We start from the raw sequence: 26,321 nt of genomic DNA on the forward strand, positions 1-26,321 counted from the left end.
TGATAATTTCTTCAGAACAATAAATTTCAGTGAACGCTAGACAGCGAGTTCTTCTGCCATTTTCTGTTCTTCGGTTACCTTGTGTTTTTTGGGAGAAATGAATGTATAAACCGCAGGAATTACAAACAGCGTAAGGATCAGCGAAAACATCAGTCCGCCAACGATAACAACACCCAGCGGAACACGGCTAGTAGCGGCGGCGCCAAGGCTCAGCGCAATCGGCAGAGCGCCGAATGCAGTTGCCAGGCTGGTCATTAATATCGGCCGGAGGCGCTGTGTCGCGGATTCAATGGCTGCTGCAGTTCTTCCCATTCCCTGTTCCCTTTTCTGATTGGCAAATTCCACGATCAGGATCCCGTTTTTGGTTACTAGCCCGATGAGCATGATCATACCGATCTGCGAAAAGATATTGATCGTAAGCCCGAAAATGTAAAGGCTCAGCAATGCGCCCGCAAGTGCAAGCGGTACCGTAATCATGATGATAAAAGGATCGGTAAAGCTCTCGAACTGCCCGGCCAGAACAAGGTAAACAAGTAAAAGCGCGAGCCCGAACGCAAAGCTTGTATTGGACGAACTTTCTTCAAAGTCGCGTGAAGGCCCTGTCAATGATGTCTGAAATGTTTCGTCCAGCAGTTTGGAACCGATTTTTTCCATAGCGGCCACGCCATCCCCGATTGTTTTTCCTTCCACAAGCGAGGCCGAAATCGTTGCACTTTTATAACGGTTGTAGTGGTAAATGGTTGGTGGTCCGCTTTCTTCAGCCATGTTTACGACAGAAGTTAGCGGAATGCTTTCTCCGCGGTTGTTACGGACATATAATTTTGCAATATCGGCCGGTTTGTTTCTCTCCGCGCGTTCAACCTGCCCGATAACCTGATACTGCTGTCCGTTCATGATAAAATAGGCAAGCCTCCTGCCACTGAATGCAGACTGGATCGTAGCGGCTATGTCTGCAGTGGAAAGTCCAAGGTCGCGCGCTTTTAAACGGTCAATGGTAAGCTGAACCTCAGGTTTGTTGAATTTCAGATTTACATCCACATTCTGGAATGTAGGGTCTTGCCGGGCTTCATCCAGGAATTTAGGCAAAACTTCACTCAACTTGCGGAAGTCCAGATTCTGAAGTACGAATTGCACCGGCAGCGAACCTCTTGATCCGATACCTACGGAAATGGTCTGTTCCTGCGTTGCGAAAATCCGTGCATCGTTAAACCGGGCCAGTTTTTTGTTGATTTCCTGCGCAATCTGGTTCTGGCTTTTTACCCTTTGTTCCGCCGGCACAAGCCCGATACGGCCCGTTGCGCTGTTCACACCGCCGCCGCCAAATCCCGGCGTGGCCGAAAAGGTAAATGCCTTTTCAGGAATGGAATCGTTCAGGAAATTGCCAAGTTCGTCTGCAACGCTCTGCATCTGATCGTAACTTGTTCCTTCTGGGGCGGAAAGGTTGAAACGGATGCTATTTCTATCTTCCATAGGCGCCAGTTCGCTCTGAAGATTCCCGTAAGTAAACCAGATCAGCACGCCGCAGGCTACTACAAGCACCCACGCTGCCCAGCGTACTTTCATAAATCCTTTCAACGTACGGTTGTAGCCATCTTCCATTCCGGTGAAGAAAGGCTCTGTTTTATTATAGAACCAGCCATGACCGGAGTTTTTACGGTTAAGCAAAACGTTCAGAACCGGCGTAATTGTAAGCGATACGAAAGCAGAGATCAATACGGCGGATGCAACCACAATACCGAATTCGCGGAAAAGGCTGCCGACAAATCCTTCCAGAAAAATTACGGGCAGGAACACAACGGCAAGCGTCAGAGATGTTGAAATAACTGCAAAGAAAATTTCCCGGCTTCCTTCAAGTGCGGCCTGCCGGATCGGAAGTCCGCTTTCAAGCTTTCGGAAAATATTTTCCGTCACCACAATACCGTCATCGACTACAAGGCCAGTGGCAAGCACAATGCCGAGCAGCGTCAGGATATTGATCGAGAAACCGAACATGTACATGATAAAGAACGTGGCGACAAGCGATATGGGAATATCAATAAGCGGACGCACTGCAACGAGAAAGTTCCGGAAAAAGAAAAGGATTACAATCACAACGAGTGCGAAAGCAATCATCAGCGTCTCTTCCACTTCTTCAATGGACTGCCGCACCAGCCGGGTGTTGTCGATCAGTACATTGAAGGTAATATCGGATTTATTGGATTTCTGGATTTCGGCCAGACGTTTGTTGAACTCGTCTGAAATTTCCACATAGTTGGCACCGGGCTGCGGAATGACAGCAAGCCCTACTGCGTACATGCCATTGTATTTCCAGCTCTGTTCTTCATTTTCAGGGCCCAGTTCTACTTTGGCGACGTTGGCAAGGCGCACAATTCCCGAGCTGTCATTGCGTATTACAAGATCACTGAATTCCTTTTCACTGGTGAGCCGTCCCATTGTCCGAATGGTCAGCTCGGTATTGTTTCCATAGATTTTACCAGCCGGGAGCTCTACGTTTTCAGCACTCAGCGTTGTCGTTATATCATTGAAGGAAACATTGTAAGCACTCATCTGGTCCGGGTCCAGCCAGATGCGCATGGCATATCTCTTTTGCCCGAATATATTGATGGCACTCACGCCGTCAATCGTCTGAAGGCTTTGCTGCAAAACGTTTTCTGCATAATCGCTGAGTTCAAGAAGTCCTTTGGACGGACTCTGAACGGCCAGCAGCAAAATAAAATCACTGTTTGCATCCGCTTTGCTTACAACCGGCGGCGCATCAATATCCTGCGGAAGGTTCCGCTGTGCCTGGCTTACTTTGTCCCGTACGTCGTTGGCAGCGCCTTCCAGATCCGCTTCCAGGTTGAATTCCACTGTAATATTGCTGGAACCGATCTGGCTGGAAGAGCTGATGCTTTTGATGCCCGGAATCCCGTTGATGCTTTTTTCCAGCGGCTCGGTAATCTGGCTTTCAATAATATCCGCATTGGCGCCCGTATAGCTCGTACGCACATTCACGATAGGAGGGTCAATGGCGGGGTAATCGCGCAGAGACAGAAAGTTGTAGCCGACTACACCGAACAGTATAATAAGCAGGTTCATGACAATGGCAAGAACCGGTCGTTTCAAGGATAATTCTGAAATGTTCATAGATTGTATCTCAAACAGGATGTCATCATGCTACTTACTTGCAACTTTCAAGCTTCTTACGCTTCTCACCTTTACGGGTGCATCAGGACGGGCAAACAAAACCCCTGAGACAACAACGGAGTCTCCGACATTCAGGCCCTTGGTAACCTCGACATAAGCTTCCTGGCGTTCTCCGGTTTCTATTGTGACGAAAACGGACTTTCCACCTTTTACAACGATTGCTTTTTTACTTTGTGCTTCGGGAATTATACTGTTGGCCGGAATCAGGATGCTGCTTTTCTCGGCATTGGCATTCAGATATACTTTGGCAAACGAACCCGGACTCGTTGATCCTGAATTCAGTACGGCCCTTACTGTAATGTTGCGGGTTGTCTGGTTAACCTGCGGTTCAATGGCAATAATTCTTGCATTTACTCTTTTCCCGCCATTCTGATCCAGCAGCACTTCCACACTGCCGCCTTTGGAAATGTATTTCTGATAAGTTTCGGGTACGGTAAAATCAATCCTCAGGTTGGAAAGCTGCTGCATGGTGGAAATGACCGTACTGGGCGTCACATAAGTGCCTTCACTTACTTTCCTGAGCCCAATAACACCCGTAAAAGGTGCCCGTACAATTGTTTTGTCAATAAGTGCCTGCGTATAAACGAGATCAGCTTTGAATGTATTTACCTGATTGAGAGCCAGATCATAATCGGCCTGATTAATGCCGTTTATGGCCACGAGCTGTTTCAGCCTTTGCTCGGTAGTCTGTGCAAGATCCAGCTGAATTTTTATTTTATCAAGCTGTGCGACAAGATCCGCATTGTTGATCCTGGCAATCACACTTCCCTTCTGGATCGTTTTGCCTTCGGGAACATCCAGAAAAGTAAGCAGTCCGCTTACCTCCGGACGAAGCTCAGCAAATTCATTGGCAACGACTGTTCCGTTTACTTCAACCTTGTCATTGACTTTCTCTGATTTGGCAATAATTACATCAACAATCGTCGGGCCGTTGCTCCCTTTTTGTTGAAATGTATCTTTTTTTTCACCGCATGAAAACGCAGTGAAGAGCGTACCCGTAATTAAAACTGATGCGAAGGATTTTTTTAAAAGAAGCAGGTCAGGAAGTAAAGAATTTTGGGTAGAATTCATACAGATGATTATATTCCGGGCTTAAAGATTTAGGTTGGCAAAAGTTGTATTTAGAATGCGTCTGCAAAATTATATACTAAACTAAAACCGTTTGGCCAGATTTCTACTTTTAAAAGTTCTGTGCCAGAAACTTTTTTTCAGAATTCATCTGCAATGACTTTCAGCAATGTATCGCACTTCATTTCCGTTTCGTCCCATTCGCGCTCAGGTACAGAGTCTTCTGTTATTCCCGCTCCGGCATAAAATGTTGCTTTCCCGTCCTTGAAACGAACTGTACGAAGGTTTACAAAAAGACTGGTTTCGGCATCCACTTGTGTGGGGCCGAGAAATCCGCTGTAAAAAGATCGGTCGTACCCTTCAATGTTTGTAAGAAACTCAAGACTGGGAACTTTGGGAACTCCACACACGGCCGAAGTGGGATGCAGCAACCGCACCATAACCGACGCAAGTTCAGGAAAATGAAGCTGTACGGTATCTACTTCAAAATCGGTTTTCAGGTGATATAAATTGCCGGCCAGTAAAGTTTTCGGGCCGGTTTCTGCATATTCTCGCAAACGGATTTTTTTAAAACATTCCACAATGTAACGACTTACCAGTGCCTGTTCCTCAATTTCCTTTTCTCCCCAGCGGATATCATAGCGAGGGATCAGTTCGCCGGATTTGTTTCTTGCATGCTGCGTTCCTGCAAGCGACATGGTTCTGAAAATTCCATCCGCGGTTTGCTGAACAAGCACTTCCGGCGTTGCGCCCAGCCATAGTTCATTTTGTTCAGGAAGATTCACGAGCGATACAAAAGCATGCGGATAAACTTTCGAAAGCTTGCAAAATGCTTTGGCAGGCTGGAAATTTCCGGAATAGGCCAGTTCTTTGGTGCGGGACAAAACCACTTTTTTAAACTGGTTCTGCCGGATGGCTGCAATGGCCAGTTCGACCGTACGCTCAAACCGCCGTTTTGCATCCGTATTCGGCAGTTCGGGAACCATCAGGGAAATGCCCCTGGACGTTTGCGGTTTTTCTTCTGCAATTTCCTCGGCCAGTTTTACCAGCTTCTGAATTTCCGGATGTTCTTCACCGATCGTATTTTCCACGCTCCGGATTTTACTCTCTTCTGAAAAAGTAAGTATGATATCACCTTCCAGAAAAAGCACTTCCTGATCGTCACGCCAGTGAAAGGCACTGATGATAAAGCCCGGAGAAAGTTTTTCAAGATCGGGCTGGCACTTGCGTATGCCGTCCTGAATCGAAATCAGGAGTTTTATTTCATTTTGATGCGGAAGCCTCCACAGTGCGGATGGAAATCCAAGTTTCACTGATGCTTCCCACAGTTCGTCAATCTGCAGTCCTTCAAAGATGGAAAGTTGGGAATCTGTTTGAACCGAAAGCATTATTTTTTTACTGATAATCGTGTATTTTAATTTTCCTGCAAATTAAACTCAGCGGTCTGCATTCACAACAGCCACCGTAAGCCGGCTGATACAAACCGGCTTGTCCTGTTCGTTCACGATCCTGATTTCCCACACATGCGTGGACCGGCCCACATGAACCGGTTTTACCGTACCGTAAACAAAGCCTTCTTTAACAGAACGTAAATGATTGGCATTAATTTCCAAACCGACCGCATGTTGTTTTTCGGAATCGGGAAGACAGAGAAACGAGGCGATACTTCCCAGCGTTTCGGCCAGCACAACCGAGGCGCCGCCATGCAGAATTCCGAATGGCTGATGCGTGCGTTGATCAACCGGCATGCGCGCCGTAATATGATCCGGCCCGATTTCTGTGAATTCTATTCCAAGATGACCCGAAAGTGTGTTCTGGCTTAAAGACTGAATGGCCTGAAGTGTAACGGATTTGATAAACATATCTAAAAAATGTATAAATTTGTAACGGCTTCATTGGTTGAAAACAAGGTATTTGCAAAATTTATATTTAAATAATCCTATATTTTGAAAAGAAAGTCTATATACCTCATTCGTCACGGTGAAACGGATTTTAACCGCAGAGGAGTTGTACAGGGAAGTGGCGTTGATTCCTTGCTTAATGAATGGGGTGAAGCGCAGGCAGCCGCTTTTTTCAATGCGTATCAACATGTTCCTTTTGATAAAATCTACACCTCTGACTTAAAACGAACACATCAAACCGTTCGCGGGTTCATCAAACTGGGCATACCGCATGAAAGTTATTCGGGACTGAATGAAATTTCGTGGGGAGCACGGGAAGGAAGAGAGCCAAACACCGGCGACAACAATTACTACCGCGAACTGGTGACGGCCTGGAAAAACGGACAGGTGGATCTGGCAGCTGAAGAAGGAGAAAGCCCGGTGCAGGTAAGAGAACGCCAGATTCCGGTTATCGAAACCATTTTGTCGCGCCCGCATGAAAGAAATATCCTGATTGCCATGCACGGCCGTGCCATGCGCGTTTTCCTCACAACGATTTTTGACGAGCCGCTTGTAAGCATGGATAACTATGAGCATAGCAATCTGTGTTTGTACAAAATCGGCTACTCATACGAAACCAACAAGTTCGAACTGGAAGTTTCAAACGATATTACGCATTTGCTTTCCCTCGAAATTCCTCAGATATCATAAAAGCCGTTTGTGTGGATTCGTTTCCTTTGGTGTATTTATAAACCGGACATCAAAGCGCGTCCATACATTTGTCTTTTGACATCCATATTCTCAGCGAACATAAAACTACATGTCCAAAAGACATATTTATTGGACTTTGCAAATCCTGGGCTGGACATTAATCATGATGTTTGAGTTTGTTCCGTATACCATGGAATTCGGGTTTGAGTTGGGCGTGTTTTACACCGCTCTTGCCAATATTCTGCTGGGCATTTGCCTCACGCATTTTTACAGGCTTGTGATCAGAAAATGGAACTGGTCTTCGCTGCCGCTGCCAAGGCTGGCGTTCCGGGTGATCGGATCAGTTTTACTGCTCGGGCTGATCATGACCATGGTCAATCTGCCGCTGGACCGGCAGGTACTGCAGGAAAATCTGCTGAATCAGCCGTTGCTTTTCTGGGGATATTATTCCAATTGGTGTAAAAACCTGCTTGCGTGGATTTTATCCTATACGGTTTATCATTATGTAGAACAGACAAGGCTGGCGGGTTACGAAAGAATCATGCTCAAAATGTCCATGCGTGAAGCCGAATCGAAAGTTTTGCGTTCGCAGCTCAATCCTCATTTTACCTTTAATGCATTGAACAGCATCCGGGCGCTTGTATTTGAAGATCCGACCAAAGCCCAGTTAAGCATCACGCAGCTTTCCAACATTCTGCGCAATTCATTGCTTGCCGACAGGCGTAAAACGGTTGATCTGCAGGAAGAACTCAGAACTGTAGAAGATTACCTTGAACTGGAAAAAGTCCGTTATGAAGACCGGCTGCGGTACTCCATTGTTACCAATCCGCAGGCCATTTACTGGCAGGTGCCGCCGATGATGCTGCAGACGCTGGTTGAAAACGGCATCAAGCACGGTGTTTCCAAGGAAATCAAAGGTGGATTTGTGGAAGTAAAATCAGAAATCATTAATGACTTGCTGGTAATTACAATCATGAATTCAGGCAATCTGGGAAATACCGATTCCGGAGGCGTAGGGCTGAAGAATACCGCTGAAAGATTGTCTATTCTGTACGGAAAAGGAGCTGCTTTCCGGATTTTTCAGGAAAAAGAAGATGTCGTATGCTCTGAAGTAAAAATTCCGATGTTGTCAGAAGATGTCATGATGGCAGGAGAGGAAAGCAACCGGTAAAAAGCTGTTCAAACATTAACCTTAATTATTCCTAATTTTATTGGTCATGAGAACTTTGATTGTTGACGATGAGCGCCTTGCAAGAAATGAATTGAAAAGGCTGCTTGAACCGTATACCAAAATAGAAATTATCGGCGAGGCCGCCAACGCGGAAGAAGCGTTGGTGATGATTGAGGAAATGCAGCCGGAGCTGTTGTTTCTGGATATTCAGATGCCCGGCAAAAACGGGTTTGAACTGCTTTCGTCCATTGAAGGAAAAAGCCCCGAAGTAATTTTTACAACCGCATACGACGCATACGCAATTAAAGCATTTGAATTTAATGCTCTGGATTATCTTCTGAAACCGATTGATACGGAACGGCTTAAAGAAACCATTCACCGGATTGAAGAAAATCAGGCGCTGCCCGAAACATCGGCGCATACGCAGGAACGTGCAGAAAAAGTGCTGGGCGAGAATGATCAGGTTTTTGTAAAGGACGGAGAAAAGTGCTGGTTTGTAAAACTGGGCAAAATCAGGCTTTTTGAATCCATGGGCAATTATGTAAGGCTTCATTTTGACGATCAGAAACCTTTGGTCCTGAAATCGCTGAATAATCTGGAAGAACGACTGGACCCGAATACATACTTCCGCGCTAACCGCAAGCATATCATAAATCTTCACTGGATCGAGAAAATCGAACCCTGGTTTAGCGGAGGATTGCTTGTTACGCTGCAGGGTGGAGATAAAATCGAGATCTCTCGTCGTCAGGCGATCCGGTTTAAAGAATTAATGAGCCTTTAGAATTTGCAATAATCAGGACTTGAATGAAAATAATGCGTATTGCTGCGGGTTGTACTTTGCTGTTGTTTGCAGTTTGGTTTACAGGATGCGGCACTTCCGGGAATGCGGATAAAAAGGCTGAGCCGGATGCGGTTCATGGTAAAATTGTTCGATCATCTTACGGGAAATGCGATACGGTCAGCGGTACTGGCGTTTCTTTGAAAATCAGTCTTTGGACACCTTCAGGTTCGAACAGCGTAACGGAAACGATAAATAATATGCTGACGGTAAAGTCATTGCAGAGGATTAACTCGTACCTCGATTCGACCACGCTGGCTTCCATGCCCTCTGCTTCCGGAAGTATTGATGACGCTTTTAAGTTGTTCCAGAAGAATTACAACGACTTCAAAAAGGATTTTCCCGATGCGCCCGGCTGCTGGGAAGTGGAACTGAAAGGGGATACCGTTATGACGACTCCGAAAGTACTGCAATACCGGCTTGATCATTATGCATTTACCGGCGGCGCCCACCCGAACAGCTTCCGGTCTTTTCATATTTTTGACCGAACAACCGGTAAGGAAACGGATATAAAAAAGTGTGTGACGGATTCGGTTTCCTTTTTAAAACTGGTTGAAAAGCATTTCAGGAAAACAGAAAATATTGCGCCGGATATGGATCTTGAAAAAGCCGGCTATTTCCTTCTTGACCATACATTTTCTATTCCTGTAAGTCACGCTTTGACACGCGAAGGCATTCTGTTCTATTACAATCCATACGAAATTGCGGCATATGCACGCGGTGCAATTCAGTTTGTGATTCCCTATTCCGAACTGGAAAACGTAATTGATGAAAATGTGTTTTTCTAGATTTCACCCGAATCCAGAAAGCTGTAAAAGCCATTGTCCGTAAAAATCATGTGGTCCAGAATAGGAATGTCCAGCAAACGTCCGGCTTCCTTGACCTGCATCGTAAGCTGCCGGTCCGCATGGCTGGGCTGTAACTGGCCGGAAGGATGGTTGTGAACCAGAATTACCGAACTTGCAAGATGATCAATAGCCAGTTTGAAAATCACTTTTACATCCACGACCGTACCTGAAACGCCTCCGACGCTGACCTGAATCGTACGTGTTACATCGTTGGCGCGGTTGAGCAGCATGATCCAGAATTCTTCATGCGCTTTATCCAGCAGATACTGCTTCATTTCTTCGTAAACATCAGCGGGTGCCGTTATCTTCCGCTTCTGCGATTTGGTTATATCGTTTCTTCTCCGCCCGAGTTCAAGAGCGGCAACAATCGTAATGGCCTTGGCTTCTCCGATTCCCCTGATTTTGGTAAGATCGGTAACACCCAGTTTGGCCAGTTCATTGATATTGTTTCCAACCGAGTTCATGATCTGTTTGCCAACATCGACTGCGGAAAGATCGACTGTTCCTGAACCGATCAGGATTGCAATAAGCTCCGCATCGGATAGTGCTGCCCTTCCTTTCAGAAGTAACTTTTCACGCGGTCTGTCTTCTTCAAACCAGCTGCGGATTTTTCTTGTACTGTGATCATTTTTCTTCGACATACCGCCAATTTTCAGGATTGCTAATGCTTAGACGTTCCGGAAACGGTAAAGTCACTTTTACTCACCGAGCAGCGTCAATGCTGCGCGTGCCTTGTTATCGATGCTGTTCTTGTATTCATGTTTTTTGAACGACATGGCCGTTTTAAAATATCCTGCGGCTTTGACTTTATCTTTTTTATCCATGCAAATGTACCCGAGCTGTAATGCAGCAGAAGCTCCAAAGCCGGGCGCCGCTTTACGCGACAACGTTAAAGTCCGTTCGTAATAAGGAATGGACTGATTTATTTTTCCTGATTTCTGAAAAATCCTTGCTTTACGGTAATTGAATTCTGTTTTTTCCGGCCATGAACGAAATGAATTTTCAGAAACGGCATCCATGATCTTCATGGCCTGCAAAAGGTATCCGCCATCTGTGGCATATCTGGCTTTATACAAAATTTTGTTTGACGGACTTATTTTTCCTGCAAGAAAATCCTCCGCAAAGCGCTGCGCCGACTGGTCGGCTTCTACAATCGTACTTCCGCCTGCATTTATTTTATTTATAAACCTGGTGGCTTCCTGATCTTTATTGTCCAGCCAAAAACACATGAATAGTTTCAGGTTGCTGTCTTTGATGTAATTGAAACCGCTGTATTTTCGCTGAAAAAGTAGATACGACTCCTGTGCATTTTCGTAATCGCCCCTTTGCAGTTTTATTTCTCCGCGTAGATAATCCAGAAATGGAAACGGAATGTAAGCAGAGCCGGAAGGTGCCTTTGCCAGAAATCCGGCCGCTTCTTCTCCTTTGTTTTCTTTTAAAAAAATGGTTGTGGCAAAAAAATGATAAAGCAGATTATCTGGCTGTTCTTCCGGCAACTGACGCATTCGGGCAAGCTGCGCCGGCGACAGGTGCAAAGTATAGGCATGAAGCAAAAGATCGATCAGTTCGGCTTCCTGCCGGAAAACAGGTTCTTCTTCGGCAACCTTGCGCAGTTCCTGAATACCGGTCTGGATACTGCCTTTCAGTCCCAGCATCCGGGTAATCCATGTATAATTTTCCGGTATGGAACCAATCAGCACATGCAAAAGTCCGAGCGATTTAAGAGTAGGGAGGAATTTCGGAAATTTCTTCTGGTTTTCTTCCAGCAGTTTGTAGGCTTTGATAATTTCCCATGATCCGCTGATTTCATTTCCGAACTTCAGCTTGGCAAATGCCCAGTGCATCCGGATTTCCGCCTGAAGAAACCGTTTGTACGGCGAGTTGTCCGGAAGCTTTGCCATTTTATCCAGACGTTCTTCTTCAAGCCGGGAAAGTTGTTTGTAAGCATTTTTATCTTCCGAAATCAGCAGATAATGCAGGTCTGCATAATTGTCGAGATAAGGAACAAACGCATTATCCGGCTGGGTCTTACGTTCTGCGTTCAGTAACTCGCGTGCAGGCTGCAGGCGCAATTTCTGTATTTCGGAATAGGCTTTTTGCAGCTTCGAAGTAAAACCGGCCTTGTAACCGTTTTCCTGGGCCATTAACGGATTTGCTGATAAAATCAGTAACAGCAATCCTGTTATCAAATAAGCGTACTTTGCGTAAAAAAGCCGTTTTCGGAATGTCATTTTACGGGCACAAAAAAAGGTTGTCCGGCAAGACAACCTTGGAATCTATAATTTAAAAATCTTATCGACGCTGATGAACCGGTTCAACGCTTTCCACATCGGCAAGAATACGACCGCAATGTTCACAGACAATCAGTTTTTTGCGTTCACGAATGTCAGCCTGACGCTGTGGCGGAACGATGCTGAAACAGCCGCCGCAGGCACCGCGCGACACATGCACCACTGCAAGGCCGTTCATGGAATTGTCACGGATTTTCTGATAGGATTTCAGAAGGCGCTCTTCAATTTTCTTAACGTGTTTTTCTCTTTCTGCAATGAGTGCTTTTTCTTCGGCTTCGCTTTCGCTTGTGATGACGGACAGTTCGCCTTTTTTCGCCTTCAGATCTTCGTTCCTTTCATTCAGAACAGATTCGGCACGGTTTGCGTCTTCTTCAATCAGGCGGATACGTGCTCTGGCTTCATTTATTTTCTTGTCGGCCAGCTGCATATCCAGTTCTTGTAATTCTATTTCTTTGGTGATGGCGTCATATTCGCGGTTATTGCGGACATTCATTTGCTGATCCTTGTATTTTTTGATCAGTTTTTCACCTTCTTTCTGCGCATTTTTGAAGTTGTCTATTTCAGAATTCAGAGTGGCAATTTCACTTTTGAATTTTCCGAGGCGGGTTTCAAAACCGATGATTTCATCTTCAAGGTCCCGGACTTCCTCAGGAAGATCACCGCGTGTTTTTAATATTTCGTCAAGGCTTGAATCAATTTCCTGCAGCTTCAGGAGTGCGTCTAATTTTTGTGCGATTGTATTTTCCATGTATGTCTTTAATGGACTTGTTTCAATGCGTAATAAGTGAAGGTAGTCAGCCCTTTATTTTAACAGAATATCAGTTAAATAAGTTGAGATGAAATTGCTTTCTAAACAAAATATTGTACCGGATTGGTGTTGACTTCTGACAAACAGCGTGCGAAATTACTAAATTTTCCTGATAAATAGTTATAGAGTAAATCTTTAGTAAAGACTTCACTCTCATAATGGCCTATATCACAGATCATAATTTTATTTTCTGCGTCAAAATATTCATGATATTTATAATCAGAGGTTATAAATATATCTGCGTTTGCCCGGATTGCGTCTGGTAAAAGAAAGCTTCCTGCGCCTCCGCAAACAGCAACCCGTTTGATCGTACTTCCGGCTGCGGCAGTATGCTTGATTACATTAAGCTGCATTTTTTCTTTCAGCAGATTCAGAAAATTATGCGGATCAACCGCATCCGGCAATTCCCCGACAGCACCGGCTCCGACTTCCTGATTTTCATTTTCAAGAGATGTCAGATAATAGGCAACTTCTTCATACGGATGCGCTTGACGCAGTGTTGAAAGAACTTTTGACTGCATGTGTGCCGGAAACATGACTTCAATGCGATGTTCCGCCACTTCTTCCAGCTTTCCTGCCGTGCCGATTACCGGATGGGCCGACTCGCCGGGCAAAAAAGTTCCGGTTCCATCAGTCCTGAAGCTGCAATTCTCATATTGGCCGATTTTGCCTGCACCGGCTGCAAAAAGAGCGTCGAGAACAGATTTTGCATCCTTGACCGGAACAAAAAAAGCCAGTTTCATCAGCAGATTCTTTTTTGGAGCAAGTACGCGGACATTTCCAAGTCCGAGCCGTTCGGCTATTTTCCAGTTCACTCCTTTTTCAATATGATCAAGATTGGTATGGATCGCATAAATGGCGATATCGTTTTTTATAGCTTTGATTATCGTTCTTTCCACATAATTGTTCCCGTTGAGTTTTTTCAAACCTTTGAAAATAATGGGATGATGCGCTATGATCAGGTTGCATTTTTTTTCAATGGCTTCTTCCACTACTTTTTCGGTCACGTCCAGTGTAAAAAGCACGCCTGATATTCCGGTTTGCGCGGAACCTACCAAAAGACCTGCATTATCATAACCTTCCTGATACGCAAGCGGAGCCAGTTTTTCCAGCTCCTGAATTACTTCACTTATATATGTCATTTTTTTGTTTACTACAACTGTTTCATTTTCAGAATATTCCTTTCTTTATCTATTTTTATTTACAAATAAAATAACTAAATTGGTGTCGTAAGTATTGCAACGGAAAATAATAATAGTAGTTTTGCACCACGTTTTACAGAAAAGCTGTGAAATAAACTGGTTTGGTAGTTCAGTTGGTTAGAATACATGCCTGTCACGCATGGGGTCGCGGGTTCGAGTCCCGTCCAGACCGCCAGTTTTAAGTTTTGTCTATAATAAGACAACAGAAAGTTTAAAGTTCTTTACAAGTATTGGTTTGGTAGTTCAGTTGGTTAGAATACATGCCTGTCACGCATGGGGTCGCGGGTTCGAGTCCCGTCCAGACCGCTTCAAGTTTAAGTAAAAGCCTGTAAATTCATTTTACAGGCTTTTTTTATTTTACGTTACCTCCGGTTTTAAGAGAGTTCTTTGCAAGTATTGGTTTGGTAGTTCAGCCGGTTAGAATACATGTCGCGCCATGATGGCCCGGCCTGCGTAGAGTGTCACGCATGGGGTCGCGTGCGGAACGCCGCCCGGTTCGAGTCCCGTCCAGACCGCTTCAAGTTTAAGTAAAAGCCTGTAAATTCATTTTACAGGCTTTTTTTATTTTACGTTAACTCTGGTTTTAAGAGAGTTCTTTGCAAGTATTGGTTTGGTAGTTCAGCTGGTTAGAATACATGTCGCGCCACGATGGCCCGGCCCGCGTAGAGTGTCACGCATGGGGTCGCGTGCGGAACGCCGCCCGGTTCGAGTCCCGTCCAGACCGCTTCAAGTTTTAAGTAAAAGCCTGTAAATTCATTTTACGGGCTTTTGCTGTTTAGGAATGAATTGGAAAATGCTTCATTAGCATTTCGCTTGATTACAGTTTGATGTTGTTACTGCCTGCCCAGCCGGCCAGATCCTGTTTGCTTAACGCAGCTGCCATTAAATCCGGAAATTTGTCGGGCGTGCAGGCAAATACTGGAATACCGGCAGAAGCCAGGAATTCGGCATTCTGATGATCGTAAAAGGGAGCACCGGAGTCATTCAGTGCCAACAGCACAATGACCTGAACGCCGCTGCTTACAAGCTGAACTGCTTTCTTTCGCATTTCTGCCTGATTCCCGCCTTCATATAAATCACTGATCAGAACCAAAACCGTATCCAGAGGCCGGCTTATTATTTGCTGGCAGTAAATCAGGGCTTTATGGATGTCTGTGCCGCCGCCAAGCTGTACGCCAAACAGTAAATCCACCGGATCAGTAAGTTCTTCTGTCAAATCTGCCACCGCTGTGTCAAAAACGACCATTCTGGTTTGTATTGCCGGAATAGAGGCCATTACAGCGCCAAAAATACCTGAATAGATTACGGACGTTCCCATTGAGCCGCTTTGGTCAATACAAAGTACTACATCTTTCATGGCTTTGCGCTTGCGGCCATAGCCAACCCTGATTTCAGGAATAATGGTTTTGTATTCAGGCTGATAATGTTTCAGATTCTTACGAATTGTTTCATTCCAGTTTATTTCGTTGTGCTGTGGCCGGGTATTTCTTGCAGCCCGGTTCAGCATGCCCGTAATGGCTTGCTGCGTAGGGCCCGACAATTTTTGAGTTAATTCATCCACTACTTTTTTGACCACTTGCCTGGCTGTTGTTTTTGTCTTTTCAGGAATCAGTTTTCCAAGTGTCATCAGGCTGGCTACCAAATGAATATCCGGCACTACTGTTTCCAGCATTTCAGGCTCGGTCAGCATGGCGGTGAGATTAAGCCGCTTCAATGCATCCTGCTGCATCACCTTTACAACAGAAGCCGGAAAATACTCCCGTATGTCGCCAAGCCAGCGGGCGACGTTAGGAGAAGAAGCGCCGAGACCGCCCTTTCTTTCACTATTGTAAAGCGCTTCGAGGGTTTTATCAATACCGCTTTCTTCTTTGGTAAATGTTGTATTCAGTTCCTCATGCGTTTCTTTGCCCAGTACGAGGCGCCAGCGTTTGATCGCATCTTTATTGTCCATGTTTTTGATTTAAAGGCCCATCAGTTTTTCGAGCACCGGCAATACTTGTTTCGCCCGTTCTTCATCAATCTTGCTGTGAATTTCCATACCGGCGGAAACCGGTTTTGCTTGTCTGGCGCGTTGTGCGATCTTTTGCTTTTCTACATTGCTGTATACGGAAAAAGTGCGTCGCAGCAATGGTATGACCTGCAGGAAAACCGTTTCTTCCAGACCGAGCAGCCAGTCATTTACAATGTTCCAGATGTTATCATCCAGTACCAGCACGGTTGCTGCATCATTTAAAAAACCTTCCAGCCAGGCCGCTGAAAAATCAGGGCTGTTGTTTATCGACAGGACTTTTGAGAACTCATTACTCATGGATTCATGATCCAGTACACGGGCATCATACAGTGTTTTACAGCAATAACCCTGCACCATAGGCGCAGCATGGGCCGAGGCCACTATTTTCTTGATCGTTTCTGTCCAGGAAGCTTTCAGTTCTTCCTCTTCCAGTAAAAGTATGGATTGATTTACATCCCTGATTTTTTCAGTAATGGTAACCGCCTGTTCTTCATCAATGCCTGTGCAGCTTAGCGGCAGGCTGGCCGCAATCCTGTAAAAAACAGCTTTTAAAATCACATTTACGGCCTCCAGATCCGTTTTGCGCACATTGCCATAACGGTTAACCTGTACCAAGGGGATAAATGCATTCATCAGGACGGTTGTATCGGCAGTGCTGGCGGCGAGTTCATCCATCCGTTGGATGGCAAATGCAACGGCACTTTGCAGGTCAGACGGCAAGGCTTTTTGTATCAGGGCAGTAATTTCATCCAGACGTGTACAATTACGTGCTTCATGTTCCAGGTATTTATTGGCAGCTTCTTCTATAGTATTTCCCCAGGCAGCTTTTTCCAGTAATTTAATGGTAAGTTCCGGATACCAAAGCAAACTCCATTCTTCCTTGAAGGTGCCTTTGCTGCTGCTGTGCTGCAACTTGGCCCAATCCACCTCCAGTGCAATAAGCCGGTGCAGCAGAATGCTTTTTTCCAGATCGTTTTCGTTACGCAAATCCAGTTTGATGTGTTTCTCATCGTTGCTGATTTTCAACCTGAGCCTTCTGATTTGCTGCTCCAGATCTCTTTGGACCGGTACCTGCGGCGTACCTTCCGGAATCTGTCCGAGTGCATTCCCCACGATCAGTTCCCGGTGAATAAGGTTCATGAAAATAGGATCGCCCATGCACATGACAGCCAGAATGGACTCGTTGAATTCTTTTAACCCGGGTCTGTGCAGATGTCTTAATCCTGCCAGAGCATTGGCAAGCCGTACCGATTCTATAATATGAGCCGATGAAATAGCTACCTGATGCGCACGGAATATACGGGCTGCATGCGACAGCCATAAAGCACCGCCATCTTCCGGATGATGCCAGGCATGGCTGTACCAACCCGGCGATTCCAGTCCTGCGCCATACCCGCTTGCCAACGACAAACGGTCATTGGTCCACGGTATCCAGGTGGTTTCTACTTTTACTTTCGGCAGATTTTTCAAAAGAACGTTATCATCCTTTTGCCTGGGCATGTTGCTCAATGCCGGCACATGCCAGGCTCCGCATATGACTGCAATCTTTGTGTATAGCTCCTTTTGCGCAGTCCGTATGGCTTTGCGCATAAAAGCTTCCCGCAAGGCTTCGTCATTATCTTTCTTGTGTGGCAATTCATTCCTTAAAGCTTCCATAGAACTGGCTATGGCACTAAAAACCTCTGCTGGATGATTTGCAATTTCAAACTTGTGTTCCCACCATTCTTCAGCATCTTCAAAGCCTGCAATTTCTGCCAGATAAGCAACAGGGTTTTGACGGATTGCCGGTATATCTGCATGGGTTGATGGTTTGTTTTCTTCCGCTAGATCCATAGCCGGTACCGTCCGCGTATCAGGTTCATTTACTTTAACCAGACTATGTGCAAGCGGCATATCAATGAAGCGTACCGGAATTCCATTTTTCAAGGCATACTGAATAGCATTCCATTCCGGACTAAATGCAGCAAACGGATAAAAAACCGCCTGATCCGGATGATCAGGAACATAGGCAAGCAGGGCAACCGGAGGCTTCATGTCGGAATGCGTTACCCAGGGCAGCATCGTTTCACCTTCCGGTGGGCCTTCTATTAATAGAATATCCGGACGAATGGTATGAAGTGCATCCAGCACATGCCTGGAAGAGCCCGGCCCGTGATGCCGGATGCCTAAGAGATGGAGCGACATGGTATTTTGTCAATTAATGGGTTCGTAGCTGGAAACGGACGTATATCAAACAACTTCCCTGCATGCCCGGTAAATATCCTTCCAGCCATCACGCTGCTTCAACACTGTTTCCATATACTCCAGAAATACAATCCTGTCCTGCACCGGATCCTTGATTATGGCACCGATAAGACTGCTGGCGAGGTCGTCGGCCTTCAGACTGGCATCGCCAAAATGATAAGCAAGTGACAAGCCGTTATTCATTACGGATATTGCCTCTGCCGTACTCAGTGTGCCGGAAGGCGATTTGAGCTTTGTTTTTCCATCTGCGGATACTCCGCTCCTTAATTCTCTGAAAATGGTTACAATCCGGTTTATTTCCTCGTGTATCGGTTTTTCAACAGGCAAGTCAATGCCCTTGCTGAAACCGGCTACACGTTGCTGTACAATTCTTACTTCTTCTTCCATGGTTTCCGGAACCGGAAGAATAACTGTATTGAATCTTCTTTTCAGCGCGCTGGATAAATCATTGACGCCTTTGTCCCGGTTATTGGCTGTAGCGATGATATTAAAGCCCTGCACTGCCTGAATTTGCGTGTTAAGCTCAGGAACAGGCAGCATTTTTTCGGATAAAATAGTTATCAGTGTATCCTGCACGTCTGATCCGATGCGGGTAAGTTCTTCTATTCTTACGATTTTGCCTTCTTTCATGCCACGCATAACCGGTGTTTCGACAATAGCTTCCAGCGTAGGTCCCGCAGACAGCAACTGTGCATAGTTCCAGCCATACCGGACGGATTCTTCGCTTGTGCCGGCTGTTCCCTGTATAACGAGTGCGGAGCTGCCGGAAATGGCAGCGCTAAGATGTTCGGAAACCCAGGATTTGGCAGTGCCCGGCAGTCCGTAGAGCAGCAAAGCCCGGTCGGTGGTAAGTGTAGCCACAGCTATTTCCATCAATCTCCTGTTACCGATGTATTTTGGACTTATGGCAAAACCATTGTTCAGCGTGCCGCCCATCAGGTAGGTGACAACTGCTTGCGGAGAGAGCAGCCAGTTGGCAGGTCTGGTATTTGCGTCCTGTTTCCTGAGTTCTTCTATTTCCTGTGCAAATTGCTGTTCGGCCGAGGCTCTTAAAATATTTCCTGACATAAATTTTTTAAATTATATTATTTTTTAGATCTATAATCCGCATCATCTCCAGCGCCTGCGCTTTGAAATATCTGTGCTGATAAGTCTCACTTGCATCTTCTGCATAGTGTTTCAATGCTGAAAGAGTTTGCACAGGCAAGTGCAGGGCCAGCCTTTGATAAACCGGCTGTGAAATGATATACGGGTTTTTTGAAAGGTGTTCCAGCAGTCGTTCCGATAAAGATTCCGGCAAAAGACTATAATCATCGGTCAGCAGATAAGTCAGCAGCTGATGCAAGCTGTCAATGATGAACTGTTCGTAAAAAGGCATGCGTTCGTGCTCCGTCAAGGCATCCAGCAAAGTAATATCCTGTATTTCCTGCGTATGAAGCAAAGCCAATGCCCAGATTTTATTCTTGAAAAATGAAGCCGATTGGGCCAGATATCCGAGCAGGTGTTTGGAGTCTTTGTGCTGTAAAAATAACCGGATCAGTTCCGGTTCTGTTACGTTGAGGTGCCGAGCCAGTGTGGCAGGATCCATATATTGCAGTATTTGGCCGGTAACATAAATAGGATCGGGCACATCCTTGTGAGCGCTTACTTTGTCTATGCCAGTTTTAAAAAGATTTTCATCCGGAGAAATATCGTCCCTGATGATTAAAACTTTCTTTTTAGTAAGAAGCAAATGCCTTTCTTCTTTAATGCTGATGGCGCTGAGCAGATATTCAAGGTACCTTTTATTGACAGCAGATCCTTGCATTTTCTGCAGAAGTCGGATGGCGGCTTCTTTTATTTTCTGGCTTTTGTCTTTTAGCAGACTCTGTAAAAACGGCTCATCCGCAATGGAAAGATTCTGGTCCAGCAATTCAATCAATGCCAGACGATTGGCAGCATTCTCGGCAGAAATGGCTTGTTCCAGAAGCTCAATGGCTCTTTGCGGATCCGTGTTCCGTACATTTTTCAGAAATGCTTTGCGACTTTCAAAGTTTCCGGTTTCCCATATATTTTCTTCCTCACGGTTTTCAAGTAATATGCGCCAGCTTTCATTAAGCTGACAAAGCCATTTGCCGGTTTCACCACAAGCCTTGACAAGCGGGAATGCTGACTTTTTATGTTCCAGGGCTTTATTTAAAATCAATGGAACCAGCTCCGGAGTCAGCACACTGTTGCTTTTATTGACATCATTCATAAAGTACTGAAACAATACCTCCTCTTTTGAAATCAATGCAGCCATGATATTTCCGTGCAGCTTTTTACTGATCAGCGGCAATGTTTCCACCGGGCATTCTGGCAAAGTATTTTCCACGTAGAGCGGATTTCTTCCAGCTTCTTCGTACAAGAGCGTGGTAATGGCAAGTTTGAGAAAGTGATCTTCTTTATCCGGATGCTGTAATGCTATCTTTTGCCCGGTTTCCTGTAAGGACGGCGAAGGCTGCGGCATGTATTTGTCGGTTCCCAGCAAGGCAGCCTTTAAGATTTCACTGGCTATCATTTTATAAAATATGTTTTATCAGGCGACCAGAGCGTGTGAATGCTGAACTGCTCATTTTCATAAATACCAAAGCAGCTAAAGGCTTTTCCTCTTGTAAAAGCCAGTATCCGCCAGCATGCTTCTTCCGGATTGGCAATGGCAAAGCCTTGTTTGTCGTGATCGTACAGCAGCCATGTTTTATCCCGGAAAGTCACCTGTACATTGTTCAGCAAAAAAGGTATTTGTTCTGCAAAGGGATTCTGCGCCAGCTGTGCCGTAATTTTGTGATAAACGGATTGCACGGAATGATCTGCTTCAATCTGGATACCTGTCGCAGGCACTGTGCGCTGTTCTTTTATCAATGCCCGCAACGGTGTCAGGCCCGGGAAAAAAACAACATCGGCTTCTATATGCAAGCCGGGAAAAAGAAAATGCTGCGGTATCTGACTGGCTGCATAAAAATGGAGCAGTAATGCAAACCGCTTCTCGGTCAGGCTGTAAAGCCATATTTTTTCTGTGGATAAATTTTGATCTTCAGTAACCGAAACAGAAAGTACAACCCATGTGTCCCGAACAGGCGTGCCCTGCAGTACTTCTTCTTTTGTAGTGATCCAGCCAATGAGCGTCTGTATTTCCTTTGCCATTTCCTGTGGCAGCATATCAATATGCCGGAATGCTTCTGTGATAAGGTAAATGCCTGAAAGCCTCTTGATCAGAGCGCGGTGCCAGCCTTCTTCATAAAAATGGATATTATGGATTTGCCTCAGCTGGTTTGCCAGTCCGCCTGCCTGTGCATCCACCATACGGGCTGTAATGTTCTGGCTAAACCGATAGCTGTTTTGCGGCACGTTCATGATGCCTGTTCTGACCGCATCTTTGATCCATAATCTCAGTTCTTCTATGCCTGCGTCCACCTTTTTTTCTCTGGCAGCTATGCGTTTTGCCTGAGCTGCTTCATCTGGCGGTCCGGTTTCTTTCAATTCCTTTGCCGCTTCTTTTCCCTCACGTTTATTAAGCCATTCGGATACATGCTGCGGCAGTTCCTCTGATTTTGTAAACACATCGGACTGTTGGCTGTAAAGCAGTAATAGTCCCAAGCCATGCTTGCAGGGAAATTTCCTGCTGGGACAAGAGCATTTGAAAGCAATGTTCTGAAGGTCAATAATGGTTATGTAAGGGGTTTTTCCGCTTCCCTGGCAATCGCCCCAGAGTGCTTTACTGTGCATGCTTTTAGTTACCCACTTTGCATGGTTTGCCAACTGTTGTCCGGCTTTGGCAGAAGCATCATCAGGTGCCAGTTGAAGGACCTGATCTCTGGTGTATTGCATTCGTAACAGGATGAAGAATATCGAGAAACGAAAATAGCCATAATGCTTTGATTATTTTCCATGGGTTTACAGTGCAAAATATTTTCTTGCTGCAAACAACATGAAAGCAGCATTTTTAACAAAAAAAGTATATCTGAAACTAAGCCGAATGATGACAATTCCGCTGATATGCCATGGAAAGAATAAAGAAAATATTTGTAGATTTTTTACACCGTATAACCCTGTTTGTGGCAGTAATTTATAACAGGCTTTTCCAGTTCTGCAATGAAGTGCCGATTCTTCTAATTGATAAAAGATTTAAATCTGAATGCGGAATCCAAGTGGAAAGCAGTCTGGTAATCTTGTAAGAATTTGCTTCCCAGATAATTAGGGGTATATTACAGATGAAAAAATATTGATCTGCAAGGTTTTAGAAGTGCTTTTTTTAAAGTTTGTATTGGAGTAAATAAAAAACACGCAGGTTTCAAAATGAACCCGCGTGTCAAATTACACTTCATCAACAAACTAAAAACCAAATAAAACTAATACGAAAAAATTCGCTTGTCAAGTTTTTTTTGCTGTAGGAGGGGGATTCGAACCACCCACGGTGCGGTTAGCTACGGTACAAATACTGTTGGTGGTCCACCCCAGTCGACTTGCGTCGGCATTATGCCGCGTTTATCCCTTATTCACCACCCCCGAGACAGGAGGGCATGGCTGCCAGTTTCATCACCCTACAATGTGATAATCAATTCAGAAAAACATTTAAGCTGTTCCCTTTATTTGACTGTGCAAAACTAAAACTTCTCATCTTAAATATAAAATTTTTTCATTTAAAATTGACAAAATTTACAATTTTTCCATAATTTGGTAAGTATTATTATAAATAATTCAAACAAATCAGGCTAAATGCAAAAATATTCTGATATTGATAACACGGATTTACGCATTCTTTCTTTGCTGATGGAGAACGCGGCGCTGCCTTATACCGAGATCGGTAAGCGGGTTTTTGTTTCCGGGGGCACCGTGCATGTGCGCATGAAAAAGCTGGAACAAATGGGGATTGTACGCGGTTCTCAGCTGATTATCGATCCGGCAAAGCTCGGCTGGGACATCAGTGCATTTTTAGGGATTTACCTTGAAAAAAGTTCTTTGTACGAGCAAGTGGCAACCGAGCTGGAAAGCATTCCGGAGGTAGTCAATATTCATTATACAACGGGTATCTACAGTATTTTTATCAAAATCGTCTGCCGCGACACAGGGCATTTAAGAGAAATCCTTCATGATAAGATCCAGAAAGTGAACGGCATCCAGCGGACCGAAACCTTTATTTCGCTTGAAGAACGTATCAATCGTTCCATTCCGCTTGCTGAAAGCTGAAACTTTATAACTATATTAAAAAGAATTTCTGCTTCTTGTTGGATATATAAAAAACTTATATATATTTGTAAAGAAAATTATGACTTATGGATAACAACGCAACCAGTAACGAGTATGTACGCGGTACATTGAAAACAATAGTATTGAATTTACTTGCTGAACATAGTCGGATGTACGGATACGAGATTACGCAGGAGGTTAAAGACCGGACTGGAGGAGCTATTGCCCTTACTTTCGGGGCATTGTACCCGGTACTGCACAAGCTGGAACAGGAAGGCTTGCTGATCACGGAATCGGTAGAAGTGGACGGAAGGCTGAGAAAATATTATTCGCTGACTACGCCCGGCAATGAAGCCGCACGGGATAAAACCACTGATCTGGAAAGATTTATAGAAGCAGTAAGATTATTGCTGGCACCAAGAGTGCTGACCTCAGAATAAATTCTTTACATGGCTGAAATCTAAACAGATAATCCGATGAAACGCCTTCAGGAAAATCGCATTGACTTGATTAATAAATATTTGCAGTCGAGCAAACTGGATCCGGAATTGCTTCCCGAAATACTGGACCATCTGGCTTGCGAGGCCGAAGAATGCCTTTGGAACGGAAAGCCGTTTGAGCAGATATACAAGGAAATTACAGAAACTGCCGATGCGCAACTGCTCCTGAATTTAAGTGTTGATCATAAAAATCTGTTAGCCATGGAAAAGTCACTGAATGACATCGTTTTTGAAGGAAGAAACAAGCTTTACGGAGCCTATGACCTGAGGAAAAGTTACGGACAAACCATCCAGCGTTCTGTGTTAATGGGCGTTACGTTGTTTTTGCTGATGGTGATGCTGCCGAATTTGTATGCACGTCTGGTGCCGGAGCCTAAGGATTCCGACATCGCCTATATTGTAGAAGCCAAACCGGTGGACATTAAAATAGAAGTTCCTCCGGTGCCGCCAGCAGCAGAAAAACCTGCTCCGGCAGTAAAAATGGTAAGGTCGCTGCCGCCGGTTGTATTGCCTGACAATCAAGTGGAAATTGAAAATATCCCGCCTACAAAGGAAGAGCTGGAAACCGCGTTGCCGGGACAGGAAAACATAAGCGGGATAGAAGATCTGGATGGCATCGTGCCGCCGACAGTACCGGTTGCCAATGATAAAGCGATTGCCGCAGAAGTAAAGCCGAAGAGCGATGAAATATTCCGGATTGTGGAGCAGGCTCCGGAATACCGAGGCGGAATTGCTGCCATGAGCGCGTTTCTGCAGAAAAATCTGAAGTATCCGTCTCCGGCTGCAACAGCCGGAATACAGGGCAGGGTTTTCGTTGAATTTACAGTGGGGACGGATGGAAAGATTGAAAACGTTACTGCGATCAAAGGAATCGGATTCGGGTGTGATGAAGAAGCGGTGCGGGTTGTGAAACTCATGCAAAACTGGATTCCGGGCAAGCAGTCAGGTGCTCCGGTTCGTGTCCGGTTTACATTGCCGATTGCATTCCAGCTTAATTAAAATAAGGCATATCGCGTAAACACCGTCCTGTATAACAGAAAATCCTCGCTAAAACGGGGATTTTTTCTTTTTTTTGTACTGAATATTTTACTGCTCAATTTTTCCTGATACTTATTTCATTCTGCAAGTTTAATGTACGCTATCATTGATATAGAGACGACCGGAGGAGGAGGAACAGCGCGCATAACGGAAATAGCTGTTTTCAGACATGATGGTTTGAAAGTTGTTGATACTTTTCATTCATTAATAAACCCGGAGATTTACATTCCGCCATTTATCACACGCCTGACCGGAATTGATAATGAAATGGTACGGAATTCACCCACATTTTCCGACGTTCAGGATGCTTTGCGGAATATAACCAAGGATGCCTGGTTTGTAGCGCACAATGCAAGGTTTGACTATGGATTTATAAAGAGGGAATACGGCGCTCTGGAAGAGTATTTTCAGCGTGACATTTTATGTACGGTTCAGCTTAGCAGAAAAATATTTCCGGGATTGAAATCTTATAGCCTGGGAAAACTTTGTGAAAGCCTTCAGATCCATATTGAAAACCGGCACCGGGCGCATGGTGATGCAGAGGCAACTGTACGATTATTTGAAAAATTGCTTTTAAATGACAGTAAAAAGCTGATTCCGGTAGAGTCTTCGTATAGCAGGCCGGAAATTTTCGTGGAATGATTTTTTAGAAGTTTAGTTAAAAATTACTAAACTAAATTATTCTTCCCGATGAAAGCTTATATCAATTGCCTTGTAATTCTTCTTATATCCGTCATGTTTACCAGCTGTGCAGCAATTGGTGATATATTCAAAACGGGAGTCTGGACAGGAGTTATACTTGTTGTTGCCATCATTGCAATTGTAATCTGGGCACTTTCCAGAGTATTCGGTGGCGGGCGACGCGGATAAAGTTTTCCGTTTTCAGACAGAAAATTAGCACGTATGCTTGTTTATAAAAGTTCTCTGTTTAATCTTTGCACACCATAAAAAAATCCGGCCGGCATAATTACGGTTTTTGCCGGCATGATTAAACCCGGGGGATTAGCTCAGTTGGCTAGAGCGCTTGCATGGCATGCAAGAGGTCGTCGGTTCGAATCCGATATTCTCCACGTTTTTTTTACATAAAATGGCCTTTCGTTTAATCACGGAAGGCCATTTTTATTTTCAGCTCCATTTGAAAATATCGAGTGTTACGATGTTCACTGTTCAGAGTGTGGGCAGCATAAACGAAATGAACACCATGAACACCATGAACACTTATGAACGCGTGAACATCGTGAACATGTGTGAACACAAGCAAATTCATATATACAAGCTCAAACGCGTTTATGGTTTAGGCTAATTTCCTCGGTTTAAAAC

At 44.9% G+C, this 26,321-nt stretch carries 23 protein-coding genes and 5 tRNA genes; 15 read left to right on the top strand and 13 right to left on the bottom strand.

Annotation, left to right across the window (positions count from 1 at the left end; all coding sequences use genetic code 11):
- Positions 1–36: 36 nt before the first annotated feature.
- The 4 genes from FEM55_RS14210 to FEM55_RS14225 form a co-directional block, all read right to left on the bottom strand.
- Positions 37–3,126 carry an efflux RND transporter permease subunit gene (locus FEM55_RS14210; RefSeq protein ID WP_138282027.1) on the bottom strand — a complete coding sequence of 1,030 codons (3,090 nt, stop codon included), beginning with the start codon at positions 3,124–3,126 and terminating at the stop codon, positions 37–39.
- A gap of 30 nt (positions 3,127–3,156) precedes the next feature.
- Positions 3,157–4,257, bottom strand: a complete 1,101-nt coding sequence (locus tag FEM55_RS14215; RefSeq protein ID WP_138282028.1) for an efflux RND transporter periplasmic adaptor subunit — start codon at positions 4,255–4,257, stop codon at positions 3,157–3,159.
- A gap of 137 nt (positions 4,258–4,394) precedes the next feature.
- Positions 4,395–5,642, bottom strand: a complete 1,248-nt coding sequence (locus tag FEM55_RS14220; RefSeq protein ID WP_138282029.1) for a chorismate-binding protein — start codon at positions 5,640–5,642, stop codon at positions 4,395–4,397.
- A 48-nt stretch (positions 5,643–5,690) separates the two neighbouring features.
- Complete coding sequence (locus FEM55_RS14225) at positions 5,691–6,116, bottom strand: hotdog fold thioesterase (RefSeq protein WP_138282030.1); 426 nt, start codon at positions 6,114–6,116, stop codon at positions 5,691–5,693.
- Between the two features lie 84 nt (positions 6,117–6,200).
- On the opposite strand from FEM55_RS14225, the gene FEM55_RS14230 reads away from it, so the two are divergent.
- The 4 genes from FEM55_RS14230 (at position 6,201) to FEM55_RS14245 (ending at position 9,642) form a co-directional block, all read left to right on the top strand.
- Positions 6,201–6,845 (top strand): histidine phosphatase family protein, encoded by a 645-nt coding sequence (locus FEM55_RS14230; RefSeq protein ID WP_138282031.1) that lies wholly within the window; start codon positions 6,201–6,203, stop codon positions 6,843–6,845.
- Positions 6,846–6,954: 109 nt separating this feature from the next.
- Positions 6,955–8,016 (top strand): sensor histidine kinase, encoded by a 1,062-nt coding sequence (locus FEM55_RS14235; protein ID WP_138282032.1) that lies wholly within the window; start codon positions 6,955–6,957, stop codon positions 8,014–8,016.
- 46 nt (positions 8,017–8,062) lie between these two features.
- Positions 8,063–8,797 (top strand): LytR/AlgR family response regulator transcription factor, encoded by a 735-nt coding sequence (locus FEM55_RS14240; protein ID WP_138282033.1) that lies wholly within the window; start codon positions 8,063–8,065, stop codon positions 8,795–8,797.
- Between the two features lie 23 nt (positions 8,798–8,820).
- The gene (locus tag FEM55_RS14245) at positions 8,821–9,642 is read left to right on the top strand and encodes a PdaC/RsiV family protein (protein WP_138282034.1); all 822 of its coding nucleotides are present in this window, start codon (positions 8,821–8,823) and stop codon (positions 9,640–9,642) included.
- Here FEM55_RS14245 and radC read toward each other — a convergent pair.
- From radC to FEM55_RS14265, 4 genes are all read right to left on the bottom strand, one after another.
- The gene (radC, locus tag FEM55_RS14250; RefSeq protein ID WP_138282035.1) at positions 9,639–10,343 is read right to left on the bottom strand and encodes a RadC family protein; all 705 of its coding nucleotides are present in this window, start codon (positions 10,341–10,343) and stop codon (positions 9,639–9,641) included. The two genes, FEM55_RS14245 and radC, sit on opposite strands and share 4 nt — an antisense overlap.
- 57 nt (positions 10,344–10,400) lie before the next feature.
- Positions 10,401–11,846 (bottom strand): hypothetical protein, encoded by a 1,446-nt coding sequence (locus FEM55_RS14255; RefSeq protein ID WP_138282036.1) that lies wholly within the window; start codon positions 11,844–11,846, stop codon positions 10,401–10,403.
- A 148-nt stretch (positions 11,847–11,994) separates the two neighbouring features.
- Positions 11,995–12,741: a zinc ribbon domain-containing protein gene (locus FEM55_RS14260; protein ID WP_138282037.1), complete on the bottom strand. Its 747-nt coding sequence runs from the start codon at positions 12,739–12,741 to the stop codon at positions 11,995–11,997.
- Between the two features lie 101 nt (positions 12,742–12,842).
- The gene (locus FEM55_RS14265; RefSeq protein WP_138282038.1) at positions 12,843–13,943 is read right to left on the bottom strand and encodes a Nif3-like dinuclear metal center hexameric protein; all 1,101 of its coding nucleotides are present in this window, start codon (positions 13,941–13,943) and stop codon (positions 12,843–12,845) included.
- 158 nt (positions 13,944–14,101) lie between these two features.
- On the opposite strand from FEM55_RS14265, the gene FEM55_RS14270 reads away from it, so the two are divergent.
- From FEM55_RS14270 to FEM55_RS24975, 4 genes are all read left to right on the top strand, one after another.
- Positions 14,102–14,178, top strand: a tRNA-Asp gene (locus tag FEM55_RS14270).
- Between the two features lie 57 nt (positions 14,179–14,235).
- Positions 14,236–14,309, top strand: a tRNA-Asp gene (locus FEM55_RS14275).
- A gap of 92 nt (positions 14,310–14,401) precedes the next feature.
- A tRNA-OTHER gene (locus FEM55_RS24970) sits at positions 14,402–14,518 on the top strand.
- 92 nt (positions 14,519–14,610) lie between these two features.
- Positions 14,611–14,727, top strand: a tRNA-OTHER gene (locus FEM55_RS24975).
- A 93-nt stretch (positions 14,728–14,820) separates the two neighbouring features.
- On the opposite strand, the gene FEM55_RS14280 is transcribed toward FEM55_RS24975, so the two are convergent.
- The 5 genes from FEM55_RS14280 to FEM55_RS14300 are packed head-to-tail and all read right to left on the bottom strand — an operon-like array spanning position 14,821 to position 22,104.
- Positions 14,821–15,954, bottom strand: a complete 1,134-nt coding sequence (locus FEM55_RS14280) for a vWA domain-containing protein (protein ID WP_138282039.1) — start codon at positions 15,952–15,954, stop codon at positions 14,821–14,823.
- A 9-nt stretch (positions 15,955–15,963) separates the two neighbouring features.
- The gene (locus tag FEM55_RS14285; RefSeq protein WP_138282040.1) at positions 15,964–18,198 is read right to left on the bottom strand and encodes a DUF5682 family protein; all 2,235 of its coding nucleotides are present in this window, start codon (positions 18,196–18,198) and stop codon (positions 15,964–15,966) included.
- Between the two features lie 45 nt (positions 18,199–18,243).
- On the bottom strand, positions 18,244–19,326 hold the full coding sequence (locus FEM55_RS14290; protein ID WP_138282041.1) for an ATP-binding protein: 1,083 nt from the start codon (positions 19,324–19,326) through the stop codon (positions 18,244–18,246).
- A 7-nt stretch (positions 19,327–19,333) separates the two neighbouring features.
- The gene (locus FEM55_RS14295) at positions 19,334–20,797 is read right to left on the bottom strand and encodes a DUF5691 domain-containing protein (protein ID WP_138282042.1); all 1,464 of its coding nucleotides are present in this window, start codon (positions 20,795–20,797) and stop codon (positions 19,334–19,336) included.
- Positions 20,794–22,104, bottom strand: a complete 1,311-nt coding sequence (locus FEM55_RS14300) for an SWIM zinc finger family protein (protein WP_138282043.1) — start codon at positions 22,102–22,104, stop codon at positions 20,794–20,796. The genes FEM55_RS14295 and FEM55_RS14300 overlap by 4 nt, the downstream gene beginning before the upstream one ends.
- Positions 22,105–22,992: 888 nt before the next feature.
- On the opposite strand from FEM55_RS14300, the gene FEM55_RS14305 reads away from it, so the two are divergent.
- The 7 genes from FEM55_RS14305 to FEM55_RS14335 all read left to right on the top strand — a co-directional run bounded on the left by FEM55_RS14305 (position 22,993) and on the right by FEM55_RS14335 (position 26,304).
- The gene (locus tag FEM55_RS14305; RefSeq protein WP_138282044.1) at positions 22,993–23,463 is read left to right on the top strand and encodes an Lrp/AsnC ligand binding domain-containing protein; all 471 of its coding nucleotides are present in this window, start codon (positions 22,993–22,995) and stop codon (positions 23,461–23,463) included.
- Between the two features lie 86 nt (positions 23,464–23,549).
- Complete coding sequence (locus tag FEM55_RS14310; RefSeq protein ID WP_138282045.1) at positions 23,550–23,903, top strand: PadR family transcriptional regulator; 354 nt, start codon at positions 23,550–23,552, stop codon at positions 23,901–23,903.
- 36 nt (positions 23,904–23,939) lie between these two features.
- Entirely contained in the window at positions 23,940–24,962 is a 1,023-nt protein-coding gene (locus tag FEM55_RS14315; RefSeq protein ID WP_138282046.1) for an energy transducer TonB, read from the top strand.
- A gap of 132 nt (positions 24,963–25,094) precedes the next feature.
- Positions 25,095–25,643: a 3'-5' exonuclease gene (locus tag FEM55_RS14320; RefSeq protein ID WP_138282047.1), complete on the top strand. Its 549-nt coding sequence runs from the start codon at positions 25,095–25,097 to the stop codon at positions 25,641–25,643.
- A 93-nt stretch (positions 25,644–25,736) separates the two neighbouring features.
- Positions 25,737–25,871 carry a hypothetical protein gene (locus FEM55_RS25300; protein WP_262710591.1) on the top strand — a complete coding sequence of 45 codons (135 nt, stop codon included), beginning with the start codon at positions 25,737–25,739 and terminating at the stop codon, positions 25,869–25,871.
- A gap of 126 nt (positions 25,872–25,997) precedes the next feature.
- A tRNA-Ala gene (locus FEM55_RS14330) sits at positions 25,998–26,071 on the top strand.
- A gap of 17 nt (positions 26,072–26,088) precedes the next feature.
- Positions 26,089–26,304 carry a hypothetical protein gene (locus FEM55_RS14335; RefSeq protein WP_138282049.1) on the top strand — a complete coding sequence of 72 codons (216 nt, stop codon included), beginning with the start codon at positions 26,089–26,091 and terminating at the stop codon, positions 26,302–26,304.
- Positions 26,305–26,321: the final 17 nt, after the last annotated feature.

The sequence above is a fragment of the Dyadobacter sediminis genome (genome assembly GCF_005860765.1).
Lineage (GTDB): Bacteria > Bacteroidota > Bacteroidia > Cytophagales > Spirosomataceae > Dyadobacter > Dyadobacter sediminis.